This is a genomic window from Paenibacillus sp. J22R56, assembly GCF_056269375.1.
This window is the reverse complement of record NZ_JBWDNV010000008.1, coordinates 279,280-300,480: the sequence shown is the minus strand read 5'-3', so window position 1 is coordinate 300,480 and position 21,201 is coordinate 279,280. Positions and strand designations below refer to the sequence as shown.

Sequence of the window (21,201 nt, the reverse complement as noted above, 5' to 3'; positions counted from 1 at the left end):
TAAGAATCGCTACAAAAAAGTGTAGCAATTCTTTGGATGATGCTTACGAAGTAAGAATTTCCACGAAAAGCATGTGGAAATTCTTTTGAGGAGGGACTCAAATGGAAAAGGTTTTACAACCAGCTGTCCAGGCTAAGCCGATTAAGGAAAGCTCCGGCAGGATGAAACGATTTTGGAACAATAAAACACTGCTCCTAATGTGTTTACCGGCAATTGCATTTTTCATCGTCTTCGCATATCTGCCGATGCCAGGCGTGTACCTCGCCTTCATTCAGTACAATTATGCGGATGGGATATTCAAAAGCCCGTTTGTTGCCTTTGACAACTTCCGCTTCCTCGTTATGAACGGCGATTTGTGGCGGTTGACCTTTAATACCGTAGCTTATAACCTTGCCTTTATCCTGCTTGGGAATGTGCTGCAAATATTCGTAGCTATCCTGCTTAACGAGCTGCGCCGTAAATGGTTTAAGAAAGTAGCTCAAACCTTATTGTTCCTGCCGCATTTTATCTCAGCCGTACTGATTGGTCTGATTGCTTACAACATTCTCAGCTATGATTACGGTTTGCTGAACCATATCCTTGCATCTATCGGCATGGATCCAGTGAAGGTTTACTCCAATACTCATGTATGGCCGTTCATTATCGTAATTACCTACCTTTGGCAGACAACAGGTTATGGCTCTATCGTATACTTCGCTGCCATTATGGGTCTTGATAGTGAGATTATTGAGGCTTCTGAAATCGATGGTGCAAACGCTTTCCAACGAATTATTTACATCGTTATTCCATGGCTTAAGCCAACTTTCATTATCTTGCTGCTCTTCTCGCTTGGCGGCATTATGAAAGGGAACTTCGGTTTGTTCTACAACTTGGTTGGAGCAAACAATACGGCATTATACGCATCGACTGATATTATTGAAACTTATGTATTCCGTTCACTTATGACAAACTTCAACTTCTCTATTGGTAGTGCAGTCAGCTTATATCAATCGGTGTTTGGCTTCGTTATTGTTATAACGGCCAACTGGCTAGTTAAGAAGACGTCACCAGAAAACTCGTTATTCTAGGGGGTGCTTTAATGGAAGAAAATATTGCAGAATCCAGAAGCATTCGGACAGATGCGAGCGAAGTCATTGTTAGAGCGTTTGGCTATATCGTGATTTCCATCTTTGCGCTTTGCTGTTTGCTGCCGTTCCTTCTCATACTGGGAACATCGTTCACCACGGAGTCGGCTATCAAGAAATTTGGCTTTAACTTCTGGCCGAAGGAATTTAGTACCTTTGCTTACAAAATCGTATTTGAGAATCCCGATATCATCGTAGGTTCTTATGTCGTAACGATCCTTATAACCGTAGTAGGTACAGCAATTGGCTTGTTCCTCGTAGCGATGACTGGCTATGCGCTGCAACGTCCGGACTTTGGTTACCGGAATGGAATCTCGTTCTTTATCTACTTCACAACCTTGTTCTCTGGCGGACTTGTTCCTTTCTACCTGCTTGTTACGCAATATCTAAGCCTGAAGGATAATTACATGGCGGTACTGCTGCCAGGACTTCTCAGTCCGTTCCTAATCATTATGATGAAGAGCTTCGTACGCTCGATCCCGCATGCGATTACGGAATCAGCAAAGATCGACGGAGCAGGGGATTTTACAATCTTCATCCGCCTCATTCTTCCGATGACAACACCAGCGCTCGCAACCATTGGTTTGTTTATCGCGCTAGGTTACTGGAATGAATGGTATAACTCGATGCTGTTCCTATCACCTAATATGGATTACCGCCCACTTCAGCTGTTCTTATATAACGTAGTTACCAGTGCCGATTTTGTTCGTAACTCTGCTGCAGCCTCCAATGTCTCGCTTCGGGATGTGCCGCTTGAGTCCATGAAAATGGCAACAGCCGTTGTTGCAACAGGTCCAGTTATCCTGTTCTATCCGTTCGTACAGCGTTACTTCATTAAAGGTATTACGGTTGGCGCTGTTAAAGGCTAATGTGCCGAAGGCCCAAGAGGCCTCTTCACATAACGGGCAAAGCCCGATATTGAAAAACAAAGGGGAGACGTGCATGTTTAAGAAAAGTTCTGCAATTTTGCTGTCTATCTTGATGGCTTCCAGCTTGGCAGCCTGCTCTGGTAATAACAACAAAGAGAATAAACCAGCAGACACAGCTAAACCAAGTAACAGCACAAACACAGAAGCATCAACAAACACTGGCGGCGATGCTGCAGTTGATACTTCTAAGTTCGTTAAAATCACCTATATGGTGCTTGGTAACAAGCCGACAAACGGACAGTTCGAAAAGGTACTTGCTGAAGTCAACAAAATCATGAAAGAAAAAATCAATGCAGAATTGGAATGGAAATGGATTGAATGGACAGACTGGCAAACGAAATACAACCTTGCGCTTGCTTCCGGTGAAGCTATTGACCTGATCACAATCGGTACAGACTGGCTTGATACGTGGGGTAACGCGCAACGTGGCGCCTTCATGAACCTGGATGATCTGCTTCCTAAATATGCACCTCAAACCTTTAACTCAATCCCAGCAGAAGATTGGGCAGAAAGCAAATACAACGGCAAAATCGTCCTCATCCCTGAAAATGATTATACACAATGGGTTAACCATGGCTTCTTCTACCGCGGTGACTGGGCGAAAGCAGCAGGCATCACAGAGCCAATTAAAGATTGGGATGGCATTGGCAAATACCTGCAATACATCAAAGACAACATGCCTGATGTAATCCCTTGGGACGCTGTTTCAGGAACAAGTACATTTGGTGGATTTGATACTTCTTACACAAATAACCTTGAGCTGCCAATCTCGACAGGTTACCTGCCGGTATTCACGGCCAAATCGTTTGATGAGAAATATACAATCAATAGCCCTGTCTTCGAAGATACAATGGTAAAATATGCAACAATGATGAAAGAATGGGCCGACAAAGGCTTCTGGCGTGAAGACGTACTGAATAACAAAAATGATACCCGTGCTTCACTTCGTGCAGGCCTGACCGGTATGGACCAGCATCACACGCAAACGTTTGGCGGTCTCCGTGTCCAAATGGATAAAGACCAACCAGGTTCTGAGCTGCAGATGTTCCCATTTGCTCGTCAAGGCGGTAATAACCTGACTGAACTGTCTATCACTCACGGCGGTACTTCTGTTGGTGCAAAATCCAAAAACCCAGAGCGTGCTCTGATGGCTTATGACCTGATCCGTAACGATGAACAAATTTACCACCTGCTCAACTACGGTATCGAAGGCGTTCAATATGAAGTTGTAGATGGCAAACGTCAACAGCCAGCAGGCTATGACGAGACTAAAGACGGCTTCTATGCAGACTTCTGGGGCGGCCGTGTTGACAAGTTCGAAATTCCAAGCGTAACGGTATGGGATCAACTTGAAGAAACACTGTATGCAGAATACGATGGTATCAAAAAACCATACCCTTATGGTCAATTCGTATTCGACAAAACGCCGGTTGAAGCTGAGCTGACGGCGATTACACAAGTTACAGGCGAGATGGGTCCAGCTATTGCCTATGGTAAAGCAGGCGATCCAGTTAAAGCAGTTGAACAATTCCGCAGTAAGCTGAAAACAGCTGGCTATGACAAAGTTCTTGCTGAGCTGCAAAAACAAATGGATGCTTACAAACAACTTATCGAAAGTCAAGGCTAATAGGTAAGGAAGAGAGCCAGGATTAGACGTCTAACGTCTGATCCTGGCTTTTTACTATTAAAATAGATAGCTGTTACTTAGACGGGATATAAATATCAATTTGGCTATCTGCATTTTCTAGTGAGTGAATATCCTTCCAATATTCAATATCAATGGGTCTGACGCCAAACGTGTTATTAATGTATTCATAAGTTGATCCAATGTCGGATTCAGCGCCTGTATGTACGATTTTGATAAATCGTCCAGCTGGCAATGTATAAGTAATCATGTCGGCAGGGATTTTTCCATGGGAGCTTACTTCAAGAGCAATCACATGCTGATAAGGCGTATTATGAGTCCATTGACCATCTTGATTATAAATTTGAAGGAGATAAATCCCGGATCCATTCGCATTTTCTATCTCATCTGTCCGTTTGGCGAGGTCTTCACGTAACACGCCAACAATCCGTGATTCCAGAACATGATTTAGACTTTCAGTGATTGAAAAACCAACCAACTTGATCTCGCCTTGTTGGATCTTGTCGACTTCATAGGTTTTCACTGCAGCTCCTCCTAGTCTATGGGAAAATTACCCATAAATAGAATAACGAATACACGTTCGCTTGTAAAGAAGATTTTTGAATATCTATATTTACGTTAACGTTGACGTTAATTTTTAAGAAGAGTATGCTAAGGGTGTCATTGATGTTTGAAGCAGCGCAGAAGTGGGTATCAAAATGGTAAAGAGTATATTTTGAAGGAGGCATTTGTTGTTATGTATAATCATTTACTAGTTCCCGTTGACGGATCGGAGCAGGCGAGTAAAGCACTTGATCAAGCTATTCGATTAGTGAAGGCGATTGGCTCACAGATTTCGTTGTCCGTTATTCATGTAACGGGACGTGTTGCGATAAGCGAGCCTTTTATCTATTTTGATTTAGGCCAAACACTGGATGATGAAGAGAACGCAGTTCTTGCTGAGGCGGCTAATAAGCTGAAGGATTCAGGCGTTAGCTATAATTTGCTAAGAGCGGATGGAGATCCAGCAATATTGATCTGTCGGACAGCGCAGGAAAGAGGATGTGACCTGATCGTCATGGGTAGCCGTGGTGTCGGACTTATGTCCGAAATTCTGCTCGGCAGTGTCAGTCACGCCGTATCTCAGCATTCCCATTGCCCAGTCTTGCTTGTAAAATAAATAATCGATTTATAGAAAAGCTGCCCAAGGGCAGCTTTTTTGCTTGAATAAATTCATTAAATAATTTGGAATATAGGACTGGTCGGAATAAACGTAACAGGTACATCCGGATACTTTTGCCGCAGTTCCTCGCTTAAAGCACGCATACCAGGTTCTTCGCTCTCGGCGTGACCGAGGGTGAGCAGAGCTTTGTTAGCGCCTTGATGGGCTGCATCCCGGATATATTCCGGTGTCTCCCATTCAGGTCCTTCGCCAACGATAAGCAGGTCGAGATTATGCTCGCGCATCAATGGAATTGCCGTGGAAGCTCCTCCACGATAACCAACCAAAATACCTGCACGTTTGCATGGAGTTGAGAAGTCACCGGTAATACGCAGGAAGGGCATGCCCAACTTTTGTTTGACATGTGTTGCAACGTCGCTTACTGTCATAGACGAAAACTGGAGAACAGCTGCAATAGGCAGCATTTCAACTAGATTCGCCTCCCATTCCAGTGCTTCAAGCAATCCAGTCATGATGATATCGGGCTGCTTCTGATGGCAATAATCATGATAACGGAAGATCGCCATTCCACTGTCCTCGATCACCTGCTGCTTTTTCAAGAAAACCTGGTCATTCTCTACAAGCTTGTCATCATGACGATGGCTATAGGAAAGAGGCTCATGAGTAATGAGGAGATTAGCTCCCTTTGTAATGGCTTCCTCTATGACTTGCTGAGTTGGCATAAAAGAAACAGCAATGCCGCGCACTTCTGTATCGGGCTGGCCGGCCATTAGAATATCAACAGTGTTGTTAATAGTAGGAACCGATGAGCGCAATTCATCAATAACGTTCTGAATTGTTAGTGGCATAAACGAGATCCTTTCCTTCTGAGAACTGGTTGTGGGGTATAAAAAGGCGCCTTCAGATAAAGGCGTCTATTTGCTGCTTGGGTAGATTTTTTCACCCTTCTCGAGCATTTCAATGAATTGATGAATTTTTTTCACCCGAGTCTCTTGCTTCTTAACGTTATGAATTCGGAATAGAATGGCATACCTATTCTGCTTGTCCAATGTATCAAAAAACTGCTGTGCTTTCTCATTACGTGCTAACGCAATGGCGAAATCTTCTGGAATGGTCGCATTAGACTGCGATTCATACGCTTTATCCCATAGTCCATTTTGTTTGGCTGTTTCAATGGATTTGAAGCCGCTTGGCTGCATTTTGCCAGCAGCAATTAGGCTTTCGGCTTTATCTTTATTGACCTTGGACCATATACTCTTCGGCCCTCTAGGAGAAAATCGTTGAATCCAGCTTTCTTCGTGGAACGTTTTTTTATGGCTGTCGATCCACCCGTAGCACAAAGAAACATCGAGAGCCTCATGGTAAGTAACGGATGGACGGGCCGCATTCTTTTTAGAAATCTGCAGCCATATGCCGGGCGATTGATCATGATGACTTGCAAGCCACTCTTCGAAAGCCGATTGATCCGGGAAGAAGAGAACAGGCAGTTCTATTTTGCTCAGTGTGGTCATCTCCTTTATGCCTTTTTCTATAACATTATAGCACTTGGCTAATAGTTGGAATAAATCTTGAGTTTACAAACTTTTCCTATAAAATAAGATTACGAAAGAGGGTATAAAAGATGAGCCATGTTAGAGCCATGCAAAAAGGTGAGCTGCAGGAGCTGCTGGACTTATATCAGCATCTGAATCAAGATGACCCAGCGCTTCAAGCAGCGGAAGTGCAGGAGCTATGGGAACAAATCCAGCAGGACCGAAACATGCACTATCTGGTTGTGGAAGAAGAGGGAAGAATAGCGGCAGCTTGTGTCCTGATCCTTATTCCGAACTTAACTAGAGGAGCTAGACCGTACGGTCTAATTGAAAATGTAGTTACACACCCTGACTTCCGCAGGAGGGGGTTTGGAACTGATGTACTAAATGAAGCTTTAGCCATTGCATGGGGGCATGATTGCTACAAGGTTATGCTCCTAACGAGCTCGAGGCAGGAAGGAACGCTTACCTTTTATGAGAAGGCTGGTTTTGTGAAAGGGATTAAGACCGGGTTTGTAGCGAAGCCTTCCAATGAGGGTTAATCATCAGTCTAAGATTATCTGGGGGTTTATAGAGTGAGAGTCATCATTGTATCTTTCCTTGTTTTCTCTTTCATTCTGCTGAATGGCTGCTCCAATAATGAAGGGGCGGCTACTCTATTAATCGATGACATCAAGCACAGCTTAGCTGAGGCCAATGTTCATTATGAGGAAGTTGTACATGTTGAGGTCGTGCAAGCTGGATTTCTTGTTTTTTATCGTGATGGCGAGGGACTGGATGTGGGGTTTATCAAGAATGAGCCCAAAACTCATAAGTGGATGGTGCTTTCATTAGATTATGATAACCTCAATCCTGAGAACGGTCTTTCCTGAAGTGCTAATAATATTGAAGACATTCCCCTAAATTTCTTCTACGGAGTAATTACAAATCCTGATATTACCCGGGTTATCACCCAAAAACCGGATGGATCAAAGGAACAATCGGCAAAAATCATTACAACTGACAGCGGATTAACCTTGTGGTTCACGTACTATGATGAGCCGGTCATCGCGCCAATGGACATCATTGGACTGGATAAGGACAGCAATATAGTCCAATAACCGTTGAACTTCACAGATCGTTGCTATTTGATGTGATTACAATCACACCAGGGAGGCACCGCAATTCGCTATACTTTTAACATATCAGGTTGAAGAAAGCGAGGAGAGCTTCATGCTAAGTGAAAAAACGATCTCCATTATAAAATCGACAGTACCGGTACTTGAGGTTCACGGAGTGGCGATTACGAAACGGTTTTATCAATTATTGTTTACGAATCATCCCGAGCTTATGAATGTATTTAATCATGCGAATCAAAGACAAGGTAAACAGCAGGCGGCGCTTGCGAATGCGGTTTACGCTGCAGCCCTATATATAGACAAGCTTGAGACAATCCTTCCAGCTGTAAAGCAGATCGCACATAAACACCGCAGTCTTGGCATTACGGCAGACCAATACCCGATTGTCGGGCAAAATCTTCTTCAAGCCATTAAAGAGGTGCTTGGTGATGCCGCAACGGATGAAATTCTTGGTGCATGGGCAGAAGCTTATGGCGTAATCGCTAGTGTATTCATTAGTGTGGAAGCGGGGATGTACCAAGAAGCCGAGCAGCAGCAAGGAGGCTGGGCAGGTTATCGTGCATTCCGCGTGGAACGCAAAATACAGGAAAGCAATGTTATTACTTCCTTCTATCTTGTTCCGCAAGACGGTGGTTCTATTGCCTCATTTAAGCCAGGGCAGTATGTCAGCGTGAAAATGGATATTCCGGGTGCAAAAAATACCCACATCCGTCAATATAGTCTGTCGGATGCGCCAGGTAAACCTTATTACCGGATATCGGTAAAACGGGAAGATACATTGCCAAGCAAGCCTGCCGGAGTGGTCTCGGTGTATCTGCATGAACAAGTGAAGGAAGGCGAGGTGCTTTGGTTGTCAGCACCTGCTGGAGATTTCACGCTTGATCTTGAAGATACACGTCCAGTTGTCTTGATCAGCGGGGGAGTAGGCTTAACGCCAATGGTCAGCATGCTTAATACGCTTGCGGATACTAAAGCCAGCCGCCAAGTTACCTTTATACACGCTGCGTTGAATAGCGAATTCCATGCGATGAAACAGCAGGTCGAGGAGACTGTAAGCCGAATGTCAGGTGTATCCGTACATTGGTGCTATGAGAAACCGACGGCTAATGACAGAGAGCTGCATGCCTTTGACAAGGAAGGCTATATCGACTTGTCATGGCTGCAAAAAGTGATTCCGAATAAAGACGCTGTCTTCTACTTCTGCGGACCGGTTCCTTTTATGGCTCATATTAACCGACTGCTTCTTGAGTGGAATGTTCCTGCAGAGCATATTCATTATGAATTCTTTGGTCCGTCCGGCAGCCTTGATCAACCTTCAGAGCAAGCGGCTGTGCCTCAGCAATAGGAATTGTCCAATCAGCCTTCTTTCTGGGCACGAAGCAGCCGGTTTATCGTCTCTCGACGCATGCCAATAAACTGACCGATCTCATCTTGAGTCAGAACATCGGTCAGCACGGCTGGTGAGATGTAATGATCAAACCAGGCTTGCAGCTTTCGAAGCTTGTCACCGGGTGCAATCGAGGTCAATTGGTCGATCCGCTGCTGCATCATGCGTAGCTTATCCTGTAGCTGTAAGGCAATGGAGCGATATCTGTCGGGATGCTGCTCCAGCTCTTGATACCATGCAGCGGCAGGGATCATATCGACTTCGCAGGTCACAAGGGCAGTCGCGGTACCGAAATAAGGGTTGGGACTAATAAGAGAATGATGCGGAATGATTTCATCCGGAACGATGATGTTCACGAGAATTTGTGAGCCGTCCGGGTGGATACGAACAATTTTGAGCAGTCCGCTTCGCAGATGGAAGAGTGGTCCTGACTCCCCTTGCAGGAATAACGTCTCGCCTTTATGTAAAATCATTGAGCCTCCATAAATACACGTGAAGCCCGAATGACCGGGGCTTCGCTTTTTTGTCTTCATTATACGATAGTTTGCAATTTGATGTTGCATTGCCTTCCAGTTATTGTATCCTAATAAAGAACCTATGTTCGATAAGGAGGAGCATGATGCGAAAGCTGGAAACGGAACAGGACATTATTCAACTCGTGATGGAGGATGAGTGGATGATGTCTGTTTTACATACAGCAAAGTCACTTAACCTGCCCGATTGGTGGGTTTGTGCAGGCTTTGTAAGGTCGAAGGTATGGGATTATCTGCACGGTTATACGGAGTGGTCTCCTTTGGCGGATGTTGACTTGATTTACTACGATCTTTCCGATCAGGATGAAGCCGTGGAGAAGCAGTACGAACAGCAATTAAGAAACATGATGCCGGCTGTCCCTTGGTCGGTGAAAAATGAGGCGAGAATGCATCTTATCAACGATATTCCACCTTACTCTTCATCTGTAGATGCGATGTCCAAGTTCCCGGAGATTGTTACCGCACTAGGTCTAACCTTGGATGAACAGAACAAGGTTATTTTATCTGCACCTTGGGGGATCGAAGATTTGCTGCATTATGCTGTCCGTCCAACACCTCATTTTGCAGAATCACCGGAATTGATGAAACGCTACGAAGACCGTCTTGTGAAGAAAAACTGGAAGAGCAGGTGGTGGAAGGTTGAAATCATTCGATAACCTGGAGACGCAGATTTACCTCGTGAGGCATGCACATTCCATTTATTCAACTGATGAACTTAACCGTCCTTTATCTTCATCAGGTGAAGAGGCAGCTCTACAAGCTGCGGATCTTTTGAAGGATGAACAGATCACAACGATAATCTCCAGTCCGTATAAACGGGCGGTCCAGACGGTAGAGCCTTTAGCGGTTCGTAACGGTCTAGCGATACATATTGAAGAAGGATTTAGAGAACGGTTATTATCCGATGAGCACCTAGAGGACTTCAATCATGCCATTACGAAAGTATGGGAGGAAGAATCCTTCTCTTGGCCGGGCGGTGAGTCGAACCTTGCTGCGCAGCAAAGAGGTGTACAAGCTCTCGAGAAGATTTTACAGCAACATCAAGGTCAGAAAATTGCGATTGGTACACATGGCAACATCATGGTGTTAATCATGAACGCTCTTAATAGTAAATATGGTTTCGAATTTTGGAAACAGCTGAACATGCCGGATATTTATAAGCTCAGCTTTAATGGGTTCGCACTTCATCATGTAGAACTGATTTGGAAGTCATGAATAGTTAAACCCGATGCTTCACCATCGTTACTGCACATTACTTTTTTACTCGAGAAGGTTGGTGGGGAGCTGCGTCTTCCGTCGAATGAATTTGACCAGAATCCGATTAACGATGTAGCATTTGTTTCGATCACTGAACTCATTGAATACGGCTTCTCCGATACCTTTGAGCAGCTTGTCCAAGACGGGTTTCCTGAAGCCGGAAGCTACAAAGGGTTGAAGAGTATGATTGGTTTGTAAATCGAAGTCATACTCTATCAAAAATCTTAATAATATGTAACTAAGAGAGGGATGTCCCTCTCTTTTCATTCTAATCTCGTTCATTATAGTAGTTATAAGCTTTCGACAATAACTCAGCAAGAATTCGGCTTTGCTCCTCGCCCAAATGCTCAATGAGTCCACCAAGATGCTGGTTAAACAATTCGTCTGCTTCTTTAGCAATTTCCTCACCTTTAGCAGTCAGTTCGATTCCTACAGCTCGCCGGTCATCAGGATCTACCGTTCGTTCGACAAGCCCATCTGCGATCAGCTTCTTAATGAGCTGGGTGACGGTTGGTGTTGTGACAAGCAGTCTTTTGCTAATTTCGGACACTTTGATTTTGGGATTGCCCTCATCGGTATTCGCCATGATACAAAACAATAGACGCAGCTCACTCCGGTTTAGTCCTCTTACCGATTTTTGTCGCCACTCCGCTTTGGCGAAGCGGGTAAAAGAACTTTTCAGTTGTTGTATGATCTCTTGTTGGTTGTCTTTGTCCATACCTGCTCCTATTCCTCAGTTGTTAATTGTTAATACTTGAAATATATCATAATTCTCATTATTATTATAGTTAAGTTGGTAAACTAAATATTTATCACCAAAATAATGGGGTGAAACGATGGTTAACGTAGGAGTAATGGGTACAGGGTACGTTGGACTTGTTCATGGCGCTGTACTTTCCAGTTATGGGTTCCGAGTTACCTGCATGGACGTAGATGAGCACAAGATCGAGCGTCTAAACCAAGGCATTTCACCGATCTACGAGCCAGGGCTTGAAGAGCTTCTGCATGAGGGCTTGGAAAAGGGGACTTTATCCTTCACAACAAGTGCGCAGCAAGTCGTTCAATCCAGTGATGTCCTGTTTATAGCTGTTGGAACGCCTGCAAAAGAAGACGGCAGTGCGGATCTTTCTTATGTCTGGGAAGTTGTGCAGCAGATCGGTAAATATATAAATGGTTATAAAGTAATCGTCAGCAAATCGACGATGCCGGTTGGAACAAGCAGAAGTATTGCCTTATATCTCGACGGGATTCTTAGAGGTACTTCCTGCCGGGCTGATGTTGCTTCGAATCCAGAATTCCTTAGACAAGGCAAGGCAGTCAGCGATTCGTTAGCGCCATCCCGTGTTGTTATTGGAACGGAAAGCGAAGAAGCGAAGGAACTGCTGAAGACCGTCTACGCTACTCATCTTGAGCAGGATGTCCCGTTTCTATTCACGAACTGGGAAAGCTCCGAGATGATTAAATACGCGTCCAATTCATTCCTAGCGGTGAAAATTTCTTTCATTAATGAATTAGCCCTTTTATCCGAGAAGGTTGGCGCGAGAATTCAAGATATTGCGACGGGCATGGGGATGGATGACCGCATCTCGCCGCATTTCCTGCAGGCAGGCCCCGGTTATGGAGGCAGCTGCTTCCCGAAAGATACGCAAGCGATCGTGGATGTCGGCAGGAAGAACGGCGAGGAGCTTTATGTAGTGCGTGCGGCGATTGCCGCAAATGACAAGCAGAAGGCGAAGATGGTCTCGAAGATCGAAGAGGTGCTCTCATTTGATGGAACCTTAAAAGGAAGAACCATTGCGATATGGGGGCTTGCCTTTAAGCCGGATACGGATGATATCCGTTATGCGCCAAGCTATGAGATTATCCAAGGACTGCTCAGCAGAGGAGCTTCCGTTAAGGTCTATTGCCCGCAGGGGATGAGATTAGCGAAGCAGCATTGGACGGAGCTCAACAGCCGTATTCAATATTGCGATAGTGAAGCGGAATGCGCACAGCAAGCAGACGCTATTGTGCTTATGACGGAATGGGAGCAGTTCCGTACGAGCAGCTGGGAGAAGCTTGTAAGAACGATGCGCGGCAATGTCTTTTTTGATATGCGGAATATGTTCACCGAGGATTCAGCTGTGCGTCAATGGTTTCAATATTACCCAGTTGGTTCAAGCGAATACGGGTATCTATTGCAGGAGGCACAATGAAAACCTACTGCGTAACCGGGGGAGCTGGTTTTATCGGCTCTCATCTTTGCGAGCAATTGCTCAGCCAAGGCCATCGTGTCATTAATATCGATAATTTCAATGACGTGTACGACTATAAAACGAAAATCAGGAATATCCTGAGTAGTACAGGATCGAGTTTTCCATATTCCTATTCGGGAGATAAAGCGGAGGATTTGGCCAAGCTTCAAGCCATGGTGGAATCGGATCATTACCGTCTGGTGATCACGGATATACGTCATATGGACGAGCTGGATGTGGTATTTGCAAGCGAGAAGATTGATGCGGTCATTCATCTTGCAGCAATGGCTGGGGTTCGGCCTTCTATTGAGGATCCACTGTTATATGAGGAAGTGAATGTGAAGGGCACTCTGCATGTGATGGAGGCGATGCGTAAGCATGGCGTTCGCAAATGGCTGTGCGCTTCTTCTTCTTCAGTGTATGGGAATAACAAGAAGGTGCCTTTTTCCGAGGAAGATGTGGTAGATTACAGTATTTCACCTTATGCGGCAACGAAGAAGTCTTGTGAGGTGCTGGGACATACTTACTACCATCTGTATCATGTCGATACGATTATGTTGCGTTTCTTCACTGTCTACGGAGAGCGGCAGCGGCCGGATTTAGCGATCCACAAATTCGCCAAAATGCTCGATCGCGATGAAGAACTAACGATGTACGGGGAGGGTTTCTCGAGACGGGACTACACGTATATTGGTGATATTATCTCCGGTATTCTTGGCGCGTTATCGTATGTTGAACAGAACACTAGCGTCTATGAAGTTGTGAATTTGGGCACGAACCGAACCATCACGCTCCGAGATTTAATTACAAGCTTGGAACAGGAGTTTGGCAAAAAAGCTCTTATTCGTACATTGCCTAACCAGCCGGGAGATGTGGAGCAAACCTACGCAGACGTATCTAAGGCGAATCGGTTGTTCGGCTATCAACCACAGACCGATTTTGCCGAAGGATTACACAAGTTTGTTAGATGGTATAGGGGGGATTCAAATGGTTAAATTATCGGTCGTAGCGCCAATATATAACGAAGAAGAGAATATTAAACTGCTGCATGAGGCCATTACGAATGCGGTGAAAGATAAAGTTGAAAGCTATGAAATTGTACTGATTAACGATGGCAGCAAGGATCGCAGCGCGCTTCTGCTGGACGAACTGGCTGAGCAGGATCCTCACTTGAGAGTCATTCATTTCGAGAAAAACTGCGGCCAAACTGCGGCCATTTATGCGGGCTTGAAAGGCTCAGCGGGGGAGCTTGTTGCACTTATAGATGCCGATTTGCAGACGGATCCACGTGATATTTTCAAGCTGATGCCTTATATTCCAAATATGGACTTCGTTAACGGCAAGCGTGTTAGACGAAGAGACACGGTCGTGAAGAAAGTATCCTCCCGTGTCGGGAATGGCGTACGTAACTGGCTGACGGGAGATCAAATCTATGATACGGGCTGCCCGATGAAGCTGATGAAGCGTGAAGTGGCAGACAGTTATTATTTGTACGAGGGACAACATCGCTTCCTGCCGACATTAGCGAAGATCAACGGCTTTAAAGTGATTGAGGTTGCGGTATCCCACCAGGAAAGACAGCATGGCGTTTCCAAATATGGCGTATTTAATCGGGCATTCGTAGGACTTATGGATGCAATCGTCATTGGCTGGCTCCGTAAACGGGTCATTCGCTATCAGATTAAAGGCCATTAATCATGTGGTGGCATTCGATAATAGGCAATGTGTCGGCTGGCAACATGGGATGGATTATCTTTGGTTTCATTGGACAAATCATGTTCACGATGCGGTTTATAACCCAATGGCTGGCAAGCGAAAAAGCGAAACAAACCGTCATTCCTCAATCATTTTGGATCTATAGCATTCTAGGCAGTGCCGTATTATCTATTTATGCGATTTATCGTAAGGATCCAGTATTCCTGCTTGGTCAACTGCCAAGCGTCTTCATCTATTTCCGTAATATTATGCTGAATCGTAAAGCACGAATGCAAACCTCGAACAGCAATTCCGTTGATCTCTGAACGTTTGATGCACCTCCGGACAAGATCATCGGCTTACCTATTTAGGTAATCCGGTGGATTTTTCCGGTGGTGCATTTTTATTTGAGAGAAGAAGGGACCAGGACTATGCGATTACAAAAGGACAAGCTCAAGAGATCGTGGCATAAAACGCTAATTATTGGCATGTTCTTCCTTTATGCCCTAGAAGTATACTAATCCGTGCATGGTGATGAAAGCGTTGCCAGTAATCGTTGATTTGGAAAGGAGGGCTGACAGGAGGCAAATCATGCGATTGACTCCAACAAAACATAGCCATGAATTGATTATCTAATATAGGGAGGAAATCAACGAATGTACACTATTTATCGGACAACGACGACGAACAAGCTGCTTATCCTGACGCTTTGCGCTGTCATGCTGGTCTCACTCGTATCGTCATTGTTCATCCGCGAAGCACACGCCGCGGGCTCTTATTTATTATCGCAAAACAAAACCGCATACGCCTCTTCGGTGGAAGGCGGAAATGCAGCAAATCTAGCGGTGGACGGTTCAACGGGGACGCGCTGGGGAAGCCAATGGGGCGTTGACCCGCAATGGCTGTATGTCGATCTTGGTGCAAATGCTGCGATTGACCGTGTAAAGATTCAGTGGGAAGGTGCTTTTGCAACGGCCTATAAGGTTCAAGTATCCAATGATGAATCTACCTGGACGGATGTCTACTCCACAACGACCGGAGACGGTGGTGTGGATGACCTGACTCTTACAGGCAGCGGACGTTATGTAAGAGTGTATGGCACGCAGCGTGCTCTTGCTGCTTATGGTTATTCCATTCTGGAGTTTGAAGTATACGGTACAGGCGGCTCGACAGCGCCTCCGGTTGACTACGGTCCAAACGTTGCGCTGAACAAACCAGTCACGGTTTCATCGACTGAAAATTCCGCCTATTTACCTCCGGGCTCAACGGCAGCTTCCAATGCTGTTGATGGCAATGTAACAACTCGCTGGTCGTCCAATGCGACAGACAGTGAATGGATTTATGTGGACCTTGGTGCAGCCCATCAGATTGGCCGGGTTGTCCTGAATTGGGAAGCCGCAGCCGGACGGGCTTATGATGTTCAAGTATCGAATAACGGCTCGCAATGGACAACCGTCTACCGTGAGCTCCACTTTGCGGGAGGCAAGCAAGAAATCCCGCTATATACAAACGGACGTTACGTTCGGATGAACGGTATCGGACGTGCAACAAGCTTTGGTTATTCCTTGCTTGAATTTGAAGTCTATGATTATATCGCAGGCCAGCCGCAGCCGACGTATACGATTCCAGCTCTGCCAACACCAACAGCTGTACAATCGGGCTCTGGCAGCTATTTAACGAATGATATGCATATGCCGCAGCCAAAATATCCGGCAAACAAATCATCCAATATTACGACACCAATCCCGTCGAATGACTGGTGGCAATCCCTCCTAATCAAGCCATATGGCGACTATCTGGTGACATTGCCGCTGAAAGCGAAGTACTTCCAGCAAGGTCTTGGTATCTTGAATCCAGGAGCAGGCTGGCTGTCTTCAGACGGCAGAGCGGTTAATGCAGATGGCAACCCGGATCTCTACGTTATGTCGAATAGCATTAATACTTCGAAGATTCAAACCCGCGTCACCGGATATGGAGACTGGTCAGTAGACGCTGTTGTAAGTGATGACGCAACAGACAAGATGAAATCTACTTTTGTAAAAGGCTCGCCTTACGTGTATAACACATTTGCCGATCCAAACTCGGTAGAGATCTATTCTTCGCTTATCACGCAATTATTCGATGATAACGGCAATTCCGTTCTGACAACAGAAGGCGCAACACTGACGGCTGACCACATTGGGGTTAAGCTTACGAATACGGATGGCAGCGGTACATCCTTTACCCGATACTATGGCATTTTTGCTCCTGCCGGAACGGTGTTTAAGAAAGTTGGAGCAAAGGTGAAAATCCAGCTTGGCAGCGGCGGGAATTACCTGTCGATTGGTGCAATGCCAACAGCTTCGAACCTTAACTACTTCTACCAGCATGCCTATGCCTACGTAACAGATACGAAAGTGAACTACAACTATAACGAATCAACTTCGCAAGTCACAACAGATTACACGTTGACGACTGCGCTTAAGCGTACAGGCTTCTCGAATCAAGCGCTGACAACGCTGCTTCCGCATCAATGGAAAGTGTCTTCGACACCACTTACAACGCTGACTTATCCTTCGGTCCGCGGAACGTTGAAAGTGCGCGAAGGCAATACATTTACAACGGTTGACCGTTTCTACTGTATCGTACCGCAGTTCACACAGCCAACCGATTCGGCTTATGACAAGTCACTTATGGTTTCTTATCTGAAAGCGCTGGATGAGGAAACAACAAGTAACTTAATGGCTGCCGATGCTTATTGGCAAGGCAAGAAGCTTCATCCGCTTGCTATGGGCGTACTTGCCGCTAATGAGCTTGGTGAGACGGCTTATCGGGATAAATTCCTGTCGCGGATCAAGTCCATTCTGACAGACTGGTATACGTACACGAATGGTGAACCGGACTACTTCCTGTACTACAACTCGGATTGGGGTACAACGTATTACAAATCCAGTGAGTTTGGCGCCAACAATGGCATTACGGACCATCACTTTACGTATGGCTACTATGTCTTTGCTTCCGCAGTACTTGCTACATTCGATGATGAATTCAAAACGAAATACGGACCAATGATTGACCATTTGGTTCGTGACTATGCGAACCCATCACGAACAGATTCCATGTTCCCGTTCTTCCGCAGCTTTGACCCGTATGAAGGCCATTCATGGGCAGGTGGTTATGCGGATAATGACAACGGCAACAACCAGGAAGCGGCAGGCGAATCACTGTTTGGCTGGGTAGGCCAATACATGTGGGGCTTGACCAATGGAGATACGGCGTTCCGTAATGCGGCCATTTATGGCTTTACGACAGAGTTAAATGCCGTTATGCAATACTGGTTCAACTACGACGGAGACAACTGGCTTCCACAATATACACACAAAACGGTTGGACAAGTGTACGGTGCTTCTAATTTCTTCGGCACCTTCTTCAACGGAGATCCGGTCTATGTATACGGTATCCACTGGCTTCCAACGGCGGAGTATCTGACAAGCTACAGTCTTCCACAAGGCAAAGCGGCTGGTCTGTATAACGGCTTTGTCGCCGATAACGGCGGTCAGGAGACAGACTGGTATCATATCGTGTGGCCGATCCAGGCGTTAAGTGATCCGCAGGCGGTCATTAATAAGTGGAGCACGACAAGTATGCAGAAAAATGAGATTTTCAACACGTACTGGTTTGTTCATAACATGGCAACACTTGGTTCCCGTACGAAAGACGTCTGGGCAACAGGATGGACAAGCGCAACGGTGTATAAGAAAGGAACCACTTATACAGCGCAAGTATGGAATCCGACGGCGAGTCCTGTAACGGTAACGTTTAAGAACGCTGCAGGTACGACAGGAACAGCAGTAGTAGCTGCGAAATCACTCGTATCCGTTAATCCGATGGTGAACTCGAATGCCGGAGATAACTGGGTTCCTGTTGGTGAAGGAGATGGTGGAGACGGAGGTGACAATGGTGGTGGAGATAACGGCAACGGCGGTACCAACACTAATGTGGCACTTAACAAAACAGTAACAGTATCGTCGACAGAAACCCCATTTGCCGGTACGAATGCGGTTGATGGCAACGCAGCAACACGTTGGGCTTCTGTAACAAGCGCTGATCCGCAAACTCTTACCATTGATCTCGGCTCCTCGCAGCAGTTGAGCCGTGTGAAGCTGAACTGGGAGACAGCGTACGGCAAATCGTATAAAGTACAAGTGTCTGCTGACGGCTCGAATTGGTCCGATATTTACACGACAACAACAGGCGACGGCGGCACGGATGAGTTTAACGCAGCAGGTACAGGACGTTATGTAAGAATCTACATGACAGAGCGTGGCACAGCCTTCGGCTATTCGCTTTATGAAGTTGAGGTATACGGTCATGCGGCAACGACATCAAACTCTTCCTTGCTGTCTACAGGCAAGACAGCGACAGCATCATCTTACCAAGATCCTTTTGTTGCAGCTTCGGCATTTGATAACGATCCGGGCACACGCTGGGGTTCGGTAACGGGCGTTGATCCGCAATGGATCACGGTTGATCTTGGGCAGAACCGCACGGTAACCAATATTAAGCTGAAGTGGGAAACCGCTTATGCCAAATCATTTAAGCTGCAAATCTCAACTGACGGGAATAGCTGGACTGATCTATACAGTACAACAACGGGTACAGGCAGCGACCTGGATCAGAATGTGAACGGCAATGGCCGTTATGTCCGTATGCTTGGCACAGAACGTGGGACGCAGTGGGGTTACTCGCTCTGGAGTTTTGATGTGCACGGGTATTAATTCTTAATATTTTCTGGGAATGTGAAGCCCTGTGGCCATTGTTGGCCTCAGGGCTTTCTTCACGGATAGTTAGGCAAAGAGAGGGGAAGATACAGAAAGTGGAGGATTATATCGCTTGCCTTAATTCGATATTTAGATTATTATCTAAATATTGAATAGAATGATTCATAAGAAGGTGAGCCGCTTGAATGATGCGTTTAAGGCGTTGTCCGACCCAACTCGTCGTCAAATCCTCCAGATGCTGAAGGAACAAGATCTATCCGCCGGACAAATCGCCGATCAATTTAATATTTCCAAGCCGAGCATTTCTCATCACTTGAATTTGCTCAAGCAAGCAAAGCTGGTCAGCGAAGAACGACAAGGTCAGAACCGCGTGTACTCGCTGAATATGACCGTCGTACAGGAAGCGATGGGCTGGTTTCTTGGGATGCTTGGGACGAAAGGGGAATGAACCATGAATGATGCAACGAATCAAATTCAACGCTGGTCGAAGCAAGACTGGATCTTGCTCGCTGTTAATGCCGTTATCTTTGGAATTGTATTTCTGCTGTTTAATCATCAGCTTCCCGATATAGTCGGAAGTCATTACAACCTCAACGGTGAGCAGGACGGTACGATGTCCAAATCGAATATGTGGCTCGTATACGCAGGTATCGGCATCGCGTTGCCAGTCTTTCTATCAGTGGTAAAAAACATTGATCCGCGTCGTCAGAACTATGCAAAGTTCAGCGGTTATTATATGCTCATTCGTTGGACCGTAAGTTTGTTTATCCATGGCGCATTTGTGCTTATGATGCTGCAAAATCTCGATTACGATCTGCCTTTTATTAATATCGTGATTGGTGGACTTGGTGTGATGTGGATGGTCATCGGCAATCGAATGGGACAGATCCGCAGCAACTTTTTTGTAGGAATTAAGACACCTTGGGCAATCACCGACGAGAATAATTGGCGCAGCACGCACCGTATAAGTGCCCGGTTATGGGTTGTAGCGGGTATTCTGATGCTCCTTGGTGCATGCCTATTTCCAGCTAAGTGGCTTATTGTAGTTCTGGCCGTTGGTATTGTGCTGAGTGTGGTTATCCCATATATGTATTCGTATCTTTTGTACACGGGAGCGAAGAAGAAAGCTTAACGGAAAAAGAAGGCTTAACAGAAAAAGCAGCTTTGCAGGGGTAATCCCGGCAAAGCTGCTTTTTAGTTTCAGGACTATAGTCACTTTCGTTGGCTACGTTCTCGCCGAGTAATCGAGCTAAGCGGGTATGCTGCATTAAATAACAATTAAATAACCAGTTACTCTCCTGGACTCGTCCCTTCGTTGGATTTCGTCCAACTTAAATCGGCTCACCGCAGACTGCTGCGAGCTGCGTTGGATTCTGTACAGTAACTTTCACCAAATCGAGCTACTCTCTCCTAAATGGGCTCATTCTGCTGGATGAAATCCAATGTAGCTTCTGTTACCTTGGTGTGACGCAGCATTGTATTGTACAAAATCCAACATAGGCAGCCGTGCAGCATTAGTAACCAGTTACTTTGCTCGGTCTGGATGTTCATATGTTGGATTTCATCCAACATATGTCGGCTTACCGAAGACTGCTGTGAGCTAAGTTGAATCTGTACAGTAACTTTCACCAGCCACAAAATGATAAAAAAAAGACCGCTCATTCGAAGACGCGGAAATTGACGGCATACGACTTTTTTCTGTTTTTAGCCGAATCGGGAAAACGCTTAGCCCGCGATTTTTCAGAAAGCAAAGGCAACTTTCTGAAAAACGCTTAACAGGCGCGATTTTCCCGAAGCAAGAGCAACTTCGGGAAAACGCTTAGAC

Annotated in this window: 21 protein-coding genes and 1 pseudogene; 17 read left to right on the top strand and 5 right to left on the bottom strand. The window is 45.7% G+C overall.

What is annotated here, in order from left to right; genetic code table 11:
* Positions 1-101 precede the first annotated feature (101 nt).
* From AC0YNT_RS20425 to AC0YNT_RS20415, 3 genes are all read left to right on the top strand, one after another.
* The gene (locus AC0YNT_RS20425) at positions 102-1,067 is read left to right on the top strand and encodes an ABC transporter permease (RefSeq protein ID WP_475806288.1); all 966 of its coding nucleotides are present in this window, start codon (positions 102-104) and stop codon (positions 1,065-1,067) included.
* An 11-nt stretch (positions 1,068-1,078) separates the two neighbouring features.
* Positions 1,079-1,993 (top strand): carbohydrate ABC transporter permease, encoded by a 915-nt coding sequence (locus AC0YNT_RS20420; protein WP_475806287.1) that lies wholly within the window; start codon positions 1,079-1,081, stop codon positions 1,991-1,993.
* 73 nt (positions 1,994-2,066) lie between these two features.
* Complete coding sequence (locus tag AC0YNT_RS20415; protein ID WP_475806286.1) at positions 2,067-3,680, top strand: DUF3502 domain-containing protein; 1,614 nt, start codon at positions 2,067-2,069, stop codon at positions 3,678-3,680.
* Between the two features lie 73 nt (positions 3,681-3,753).
* On the opposite strand, the gene AC0YNT_RS20410 is transcribed toward AC0YNT_RS20415, so the two are convergent.
* Complete coding sequence (locus tag AC0YNT_RS20410; protein ID WP_475806285.1) at positions 3,754-4,221, bottom strand: GyrI-like domain-containing protein; 468 nt, start codon at positions 4,219-4,221, stop codon at positions 3,754-3,756.
* 213 nt (positions 4,222-4,434) lie between these two features.
* On the opposite strand from AC0YNT_RS20410, the gene AC0YNT_RS20405 reads away from it, so the two are divergent.
* Positions 4,435-4,857 carry a universal stress protein gene (locus AC0YNT_RS20405; protein ID WP_475806284.1) on the top strand — a complete coding sequence of 141 codons (423 nt, stop codon included), beginning with the start codon at positions 4,435-4,437 and terminating at the stop codon, positions 4,855-4,857.
* A gap of 56 nt (positions 4,858-4,913) precedes the next feature.
* On the opposite strand, the gene AC0YNT_RS20400 is transcribed toward AC0YNT_RS20405, so the two are convergent.
* The gene (locus AC0YNT_RS20400; protein WP_475806283.1) at positions 4,914-5,708 is read right to left on the bottom strand and encodes a Nif3-like dinuclear metal center hexameric protein; all 795 of its coding nucleotides are present in this window, start codon (positions 5,706-5,708) and stop codon (positions 4,914-4,916) included.
* A gap of 66 nt (positions 5,709-5,774) precedes the next feature.
* Positions 5,775-6,371 (bottom strand): YdeI/OmpD-associated family protein, encoded by a 597-nt coding sequence (locus AC0YNT_RS20395; protein WP_475806282.1) that lies wholly within the window; start codon positions 6,369-6,371, stop codon positions 5,775-5,777.
* Positions 6,372-6,481: 110 nt separating this feature from the next.
* On the opposite strand from AC0YNT_RS20395, the gene AC0YNT_RS20390 reads away from it, so the two are divergent.
* The 3 genes from AC0YNT_RS20390 to hmpA all read left to right on the top strand — a co-directional run bounded on the left by AC0YNT_RS20390 (position 6,482) and on the right by hmpA (position 8,855).
* Positions 6,482-6,934 (top strand): GNAT family N-acetyltransferase, encoded by a 453-nt coding sequence (locus tag AC0YNT_RS20390; protein ID WP_475806281.1) that lies wholly within the window; start codon positions 6,482-6,484, stop codon positions 6,932-6,934.
* A gap of 33 nt (positions 6,935-6,967) precedes the next feature.
* The gene (locus tag AC0YNT_RS20385) at positions 6,968-7,264 is read left to right on the top strand and encodes a hypothetical protein (RefSeq protein ID WP_475806280.1); all 297 of its coding nucleotides are present in this window, start codon (positions 6,968-6,970) and stop codon (positions 7,262-7,264) included.
* A 340-nt stretch (positions 7,265-7,604) separates the two neighbouring features.
* Positions 7,605-8,855, top strand: coding sequence for an NO-inducible flavohemoprotein (gene hmpA / locus AC0YNT_RS20380; RefSeq protein ID WP_475806279.1), 1,251 nt, complete (start codon positions 7,605-7,607; stop codon positions 8,853-8,855).
* Between the two features lie 11 nt (positions 8,856-8,866).
* On the opposite strand, the gene AC0YNT_RS20375 is transcribed toward hmpA, so the two are convergent.
* Positions 8,867-9,370 (bottom strand): Crp/Fnr family transcriptional regulator, encoded by a 504-nt coding sequence (locus AC0YNT_RS20375; protein ID WP_475806278.1) that lies wholly within the window; start codon positions 9,368-9,370, stop codon positions 8,867-8,869.
* Positions 9,371-9,516: 146 nt separating this feature from the next.
* On the opposite strand from AC0YNT_RS20375, the gene AC0YNT_RS20370 reads away from it, so the two are divergent.
* From AC0YNT_RS20370 to AC0YNT_RS20360, 3 genes and pseudogenes are all read left to right on the top strand, one after another.
* A complete protein-coding gene (locus AC0YNT_RS20370) occupies positions 9,517-10,086 on the top strand; it encodes a nucleotidyltransferase family protein (protein WP_475806277.1) in 570 nt (189 codons plus the stop codon).
* Complete coding sequence (locus AC0YNT_RS20365) at positions 10,070-10,645, top strand: histidine phosphatase family protein (RefSeq protein ID WP_475806276.1); 576 nt, start codon at positions 10,070-10,072, stop codon at positions 10,643-10,645. Before AC0YNT_RS20370 ends, AC0YNT_RS20365 begins: the two co-directional genes overlap by 17 nt.
* Positions 10,646-10,651: 6 nt before the next feature.
* Positions 10,652-10,885 (top strand): annotated as a pseudogene (locus tag AC0YNT_RS20360) (NUDIX hydrolase); the annotation flags it as partial.
* Positions 10,886-10,955: 70 nt separating this feature from the next.
* Here AC0YNT_RS20360 and AC0YNT_RS20355 read toward each other — a convergent pair.
* Positions 10,956-11,405: a MarR family winged helix-turn-helix transcriptional regulator gene (locus AC0YNT_RS20355; protein WP_475806275.1), complete on the bottom strand. Its 450-nt coding sequence runs from the start codon at positions 11,403-11,405 to the stop codon at positions 10,956-10,958.
* Between the two features lie 118 nt (positions 11,406-11,523).
* Here AC0YNT_RS20355 and AC0YNT_RS20350 point away from each other — a divergent pair, with 118 nt between their 5' ends.
* The 7 genes from AC0YNT_RS20350 to AC0YNT_RS20320 all read left to right on the top strand — a co-directional run bounded on the left by AC0YNT_RS20350 (position 11,524) and on the right by AC0YNT_RS20320 (position 20,508).
* Positions 11,524-12,882, top strand: coding sequence for a UDP-glucose dehydrogenase family protein (locus AC0YNT_RS20350; protein ID WP_475806274.1), 1,359 nt, complete (start codon positions 11,524-11,526; stop codon positions 12,880-12,882).
* Positions 12,879-13,916: a GDP-mannose 4,6-dehydratase gene (locus tag AC0YNT_RS20345; protein ID WP_475806273.1), complete on the top strand. Its 1,038-nt coding sequence runs from the start codon at positions 12,879-12,881 to the stop codon at positions 13,914-13,916. The genes AC0YNT_RS20350 and AC0YNT_RS20345 overlap by 4 nt, the downstream gene beginning before the upstream one ends.
* Positions 13,909-14,616, top strand: a complete 708-nt coding sequence (locus AC0YNT_RS20340; protein WP_475806272.1) for a glycosyltransferase family 2 protein — start codon at positions 13,909-13,911, stop codon at positions 14,614-14,616. Before AC0YNT_RS20345 ends, AC0YNT_RS20340 begins: the two co-directional genes overlap by 8 nt.
* A gap of 2 nt (positions 14,617-14,618) precedes the next feature.
* Positions 14,619-14,942 carry a lipid-A-disaccharide synthase N-terminal domain-containing protein gene (locus AC0YNT_RS20335; RefSeq protein WP_475806271.1) on the top strand — a complete coding sequence of 108 codons (324 nt, stop codon included), beginning with the start codon at positions 14,619-14,621 and terminating at the stop codon, positions 14,940-14,942.
* Positions 14,943-15,272: 330 nt separating this feature from the next.
* Positions 15,273-19,373 carry a discoidin domain-containing protein gene (locus AC0YNT_RS20330; RefSeq protein ID WP_475806270.1) on the top strand — a complete coding sequence of 1,367 codons (4,101 nt, stop codon included), beginning with the start codon at positions 15,273-15,275 and terminating at the stop codon, positions 19,371-19,373.
* Between the two features lie 184 nt (positions 19,374-19,557).
* Positions 19,558-19,824 (top strand): autorepressor SdpR family transcription factor, encoded by a 267-nt coding sequence (locus AC0YNT_RS20325; protein ID WP_441892255.1) that lies wholly within the window; start codon positions 19,558-19,560, stop codon positions 19,822-19,824.
* Positions 19,825-19,827: 3 nt separating this feature from the next.
* On the top strand, positions 19,828-20,508 hold the full coding sequence (locus AC0YNT_RS20320; RefSeq protein WP_475806269.1) for an SdpI family protein: 681 nt from the start codon (positions 19,828-19,830) through the stop codon (positions 20,506-20,508).
* The last annotated feature ends 693 nt before the right edge of the window (positions 20,509-21,201 follow it).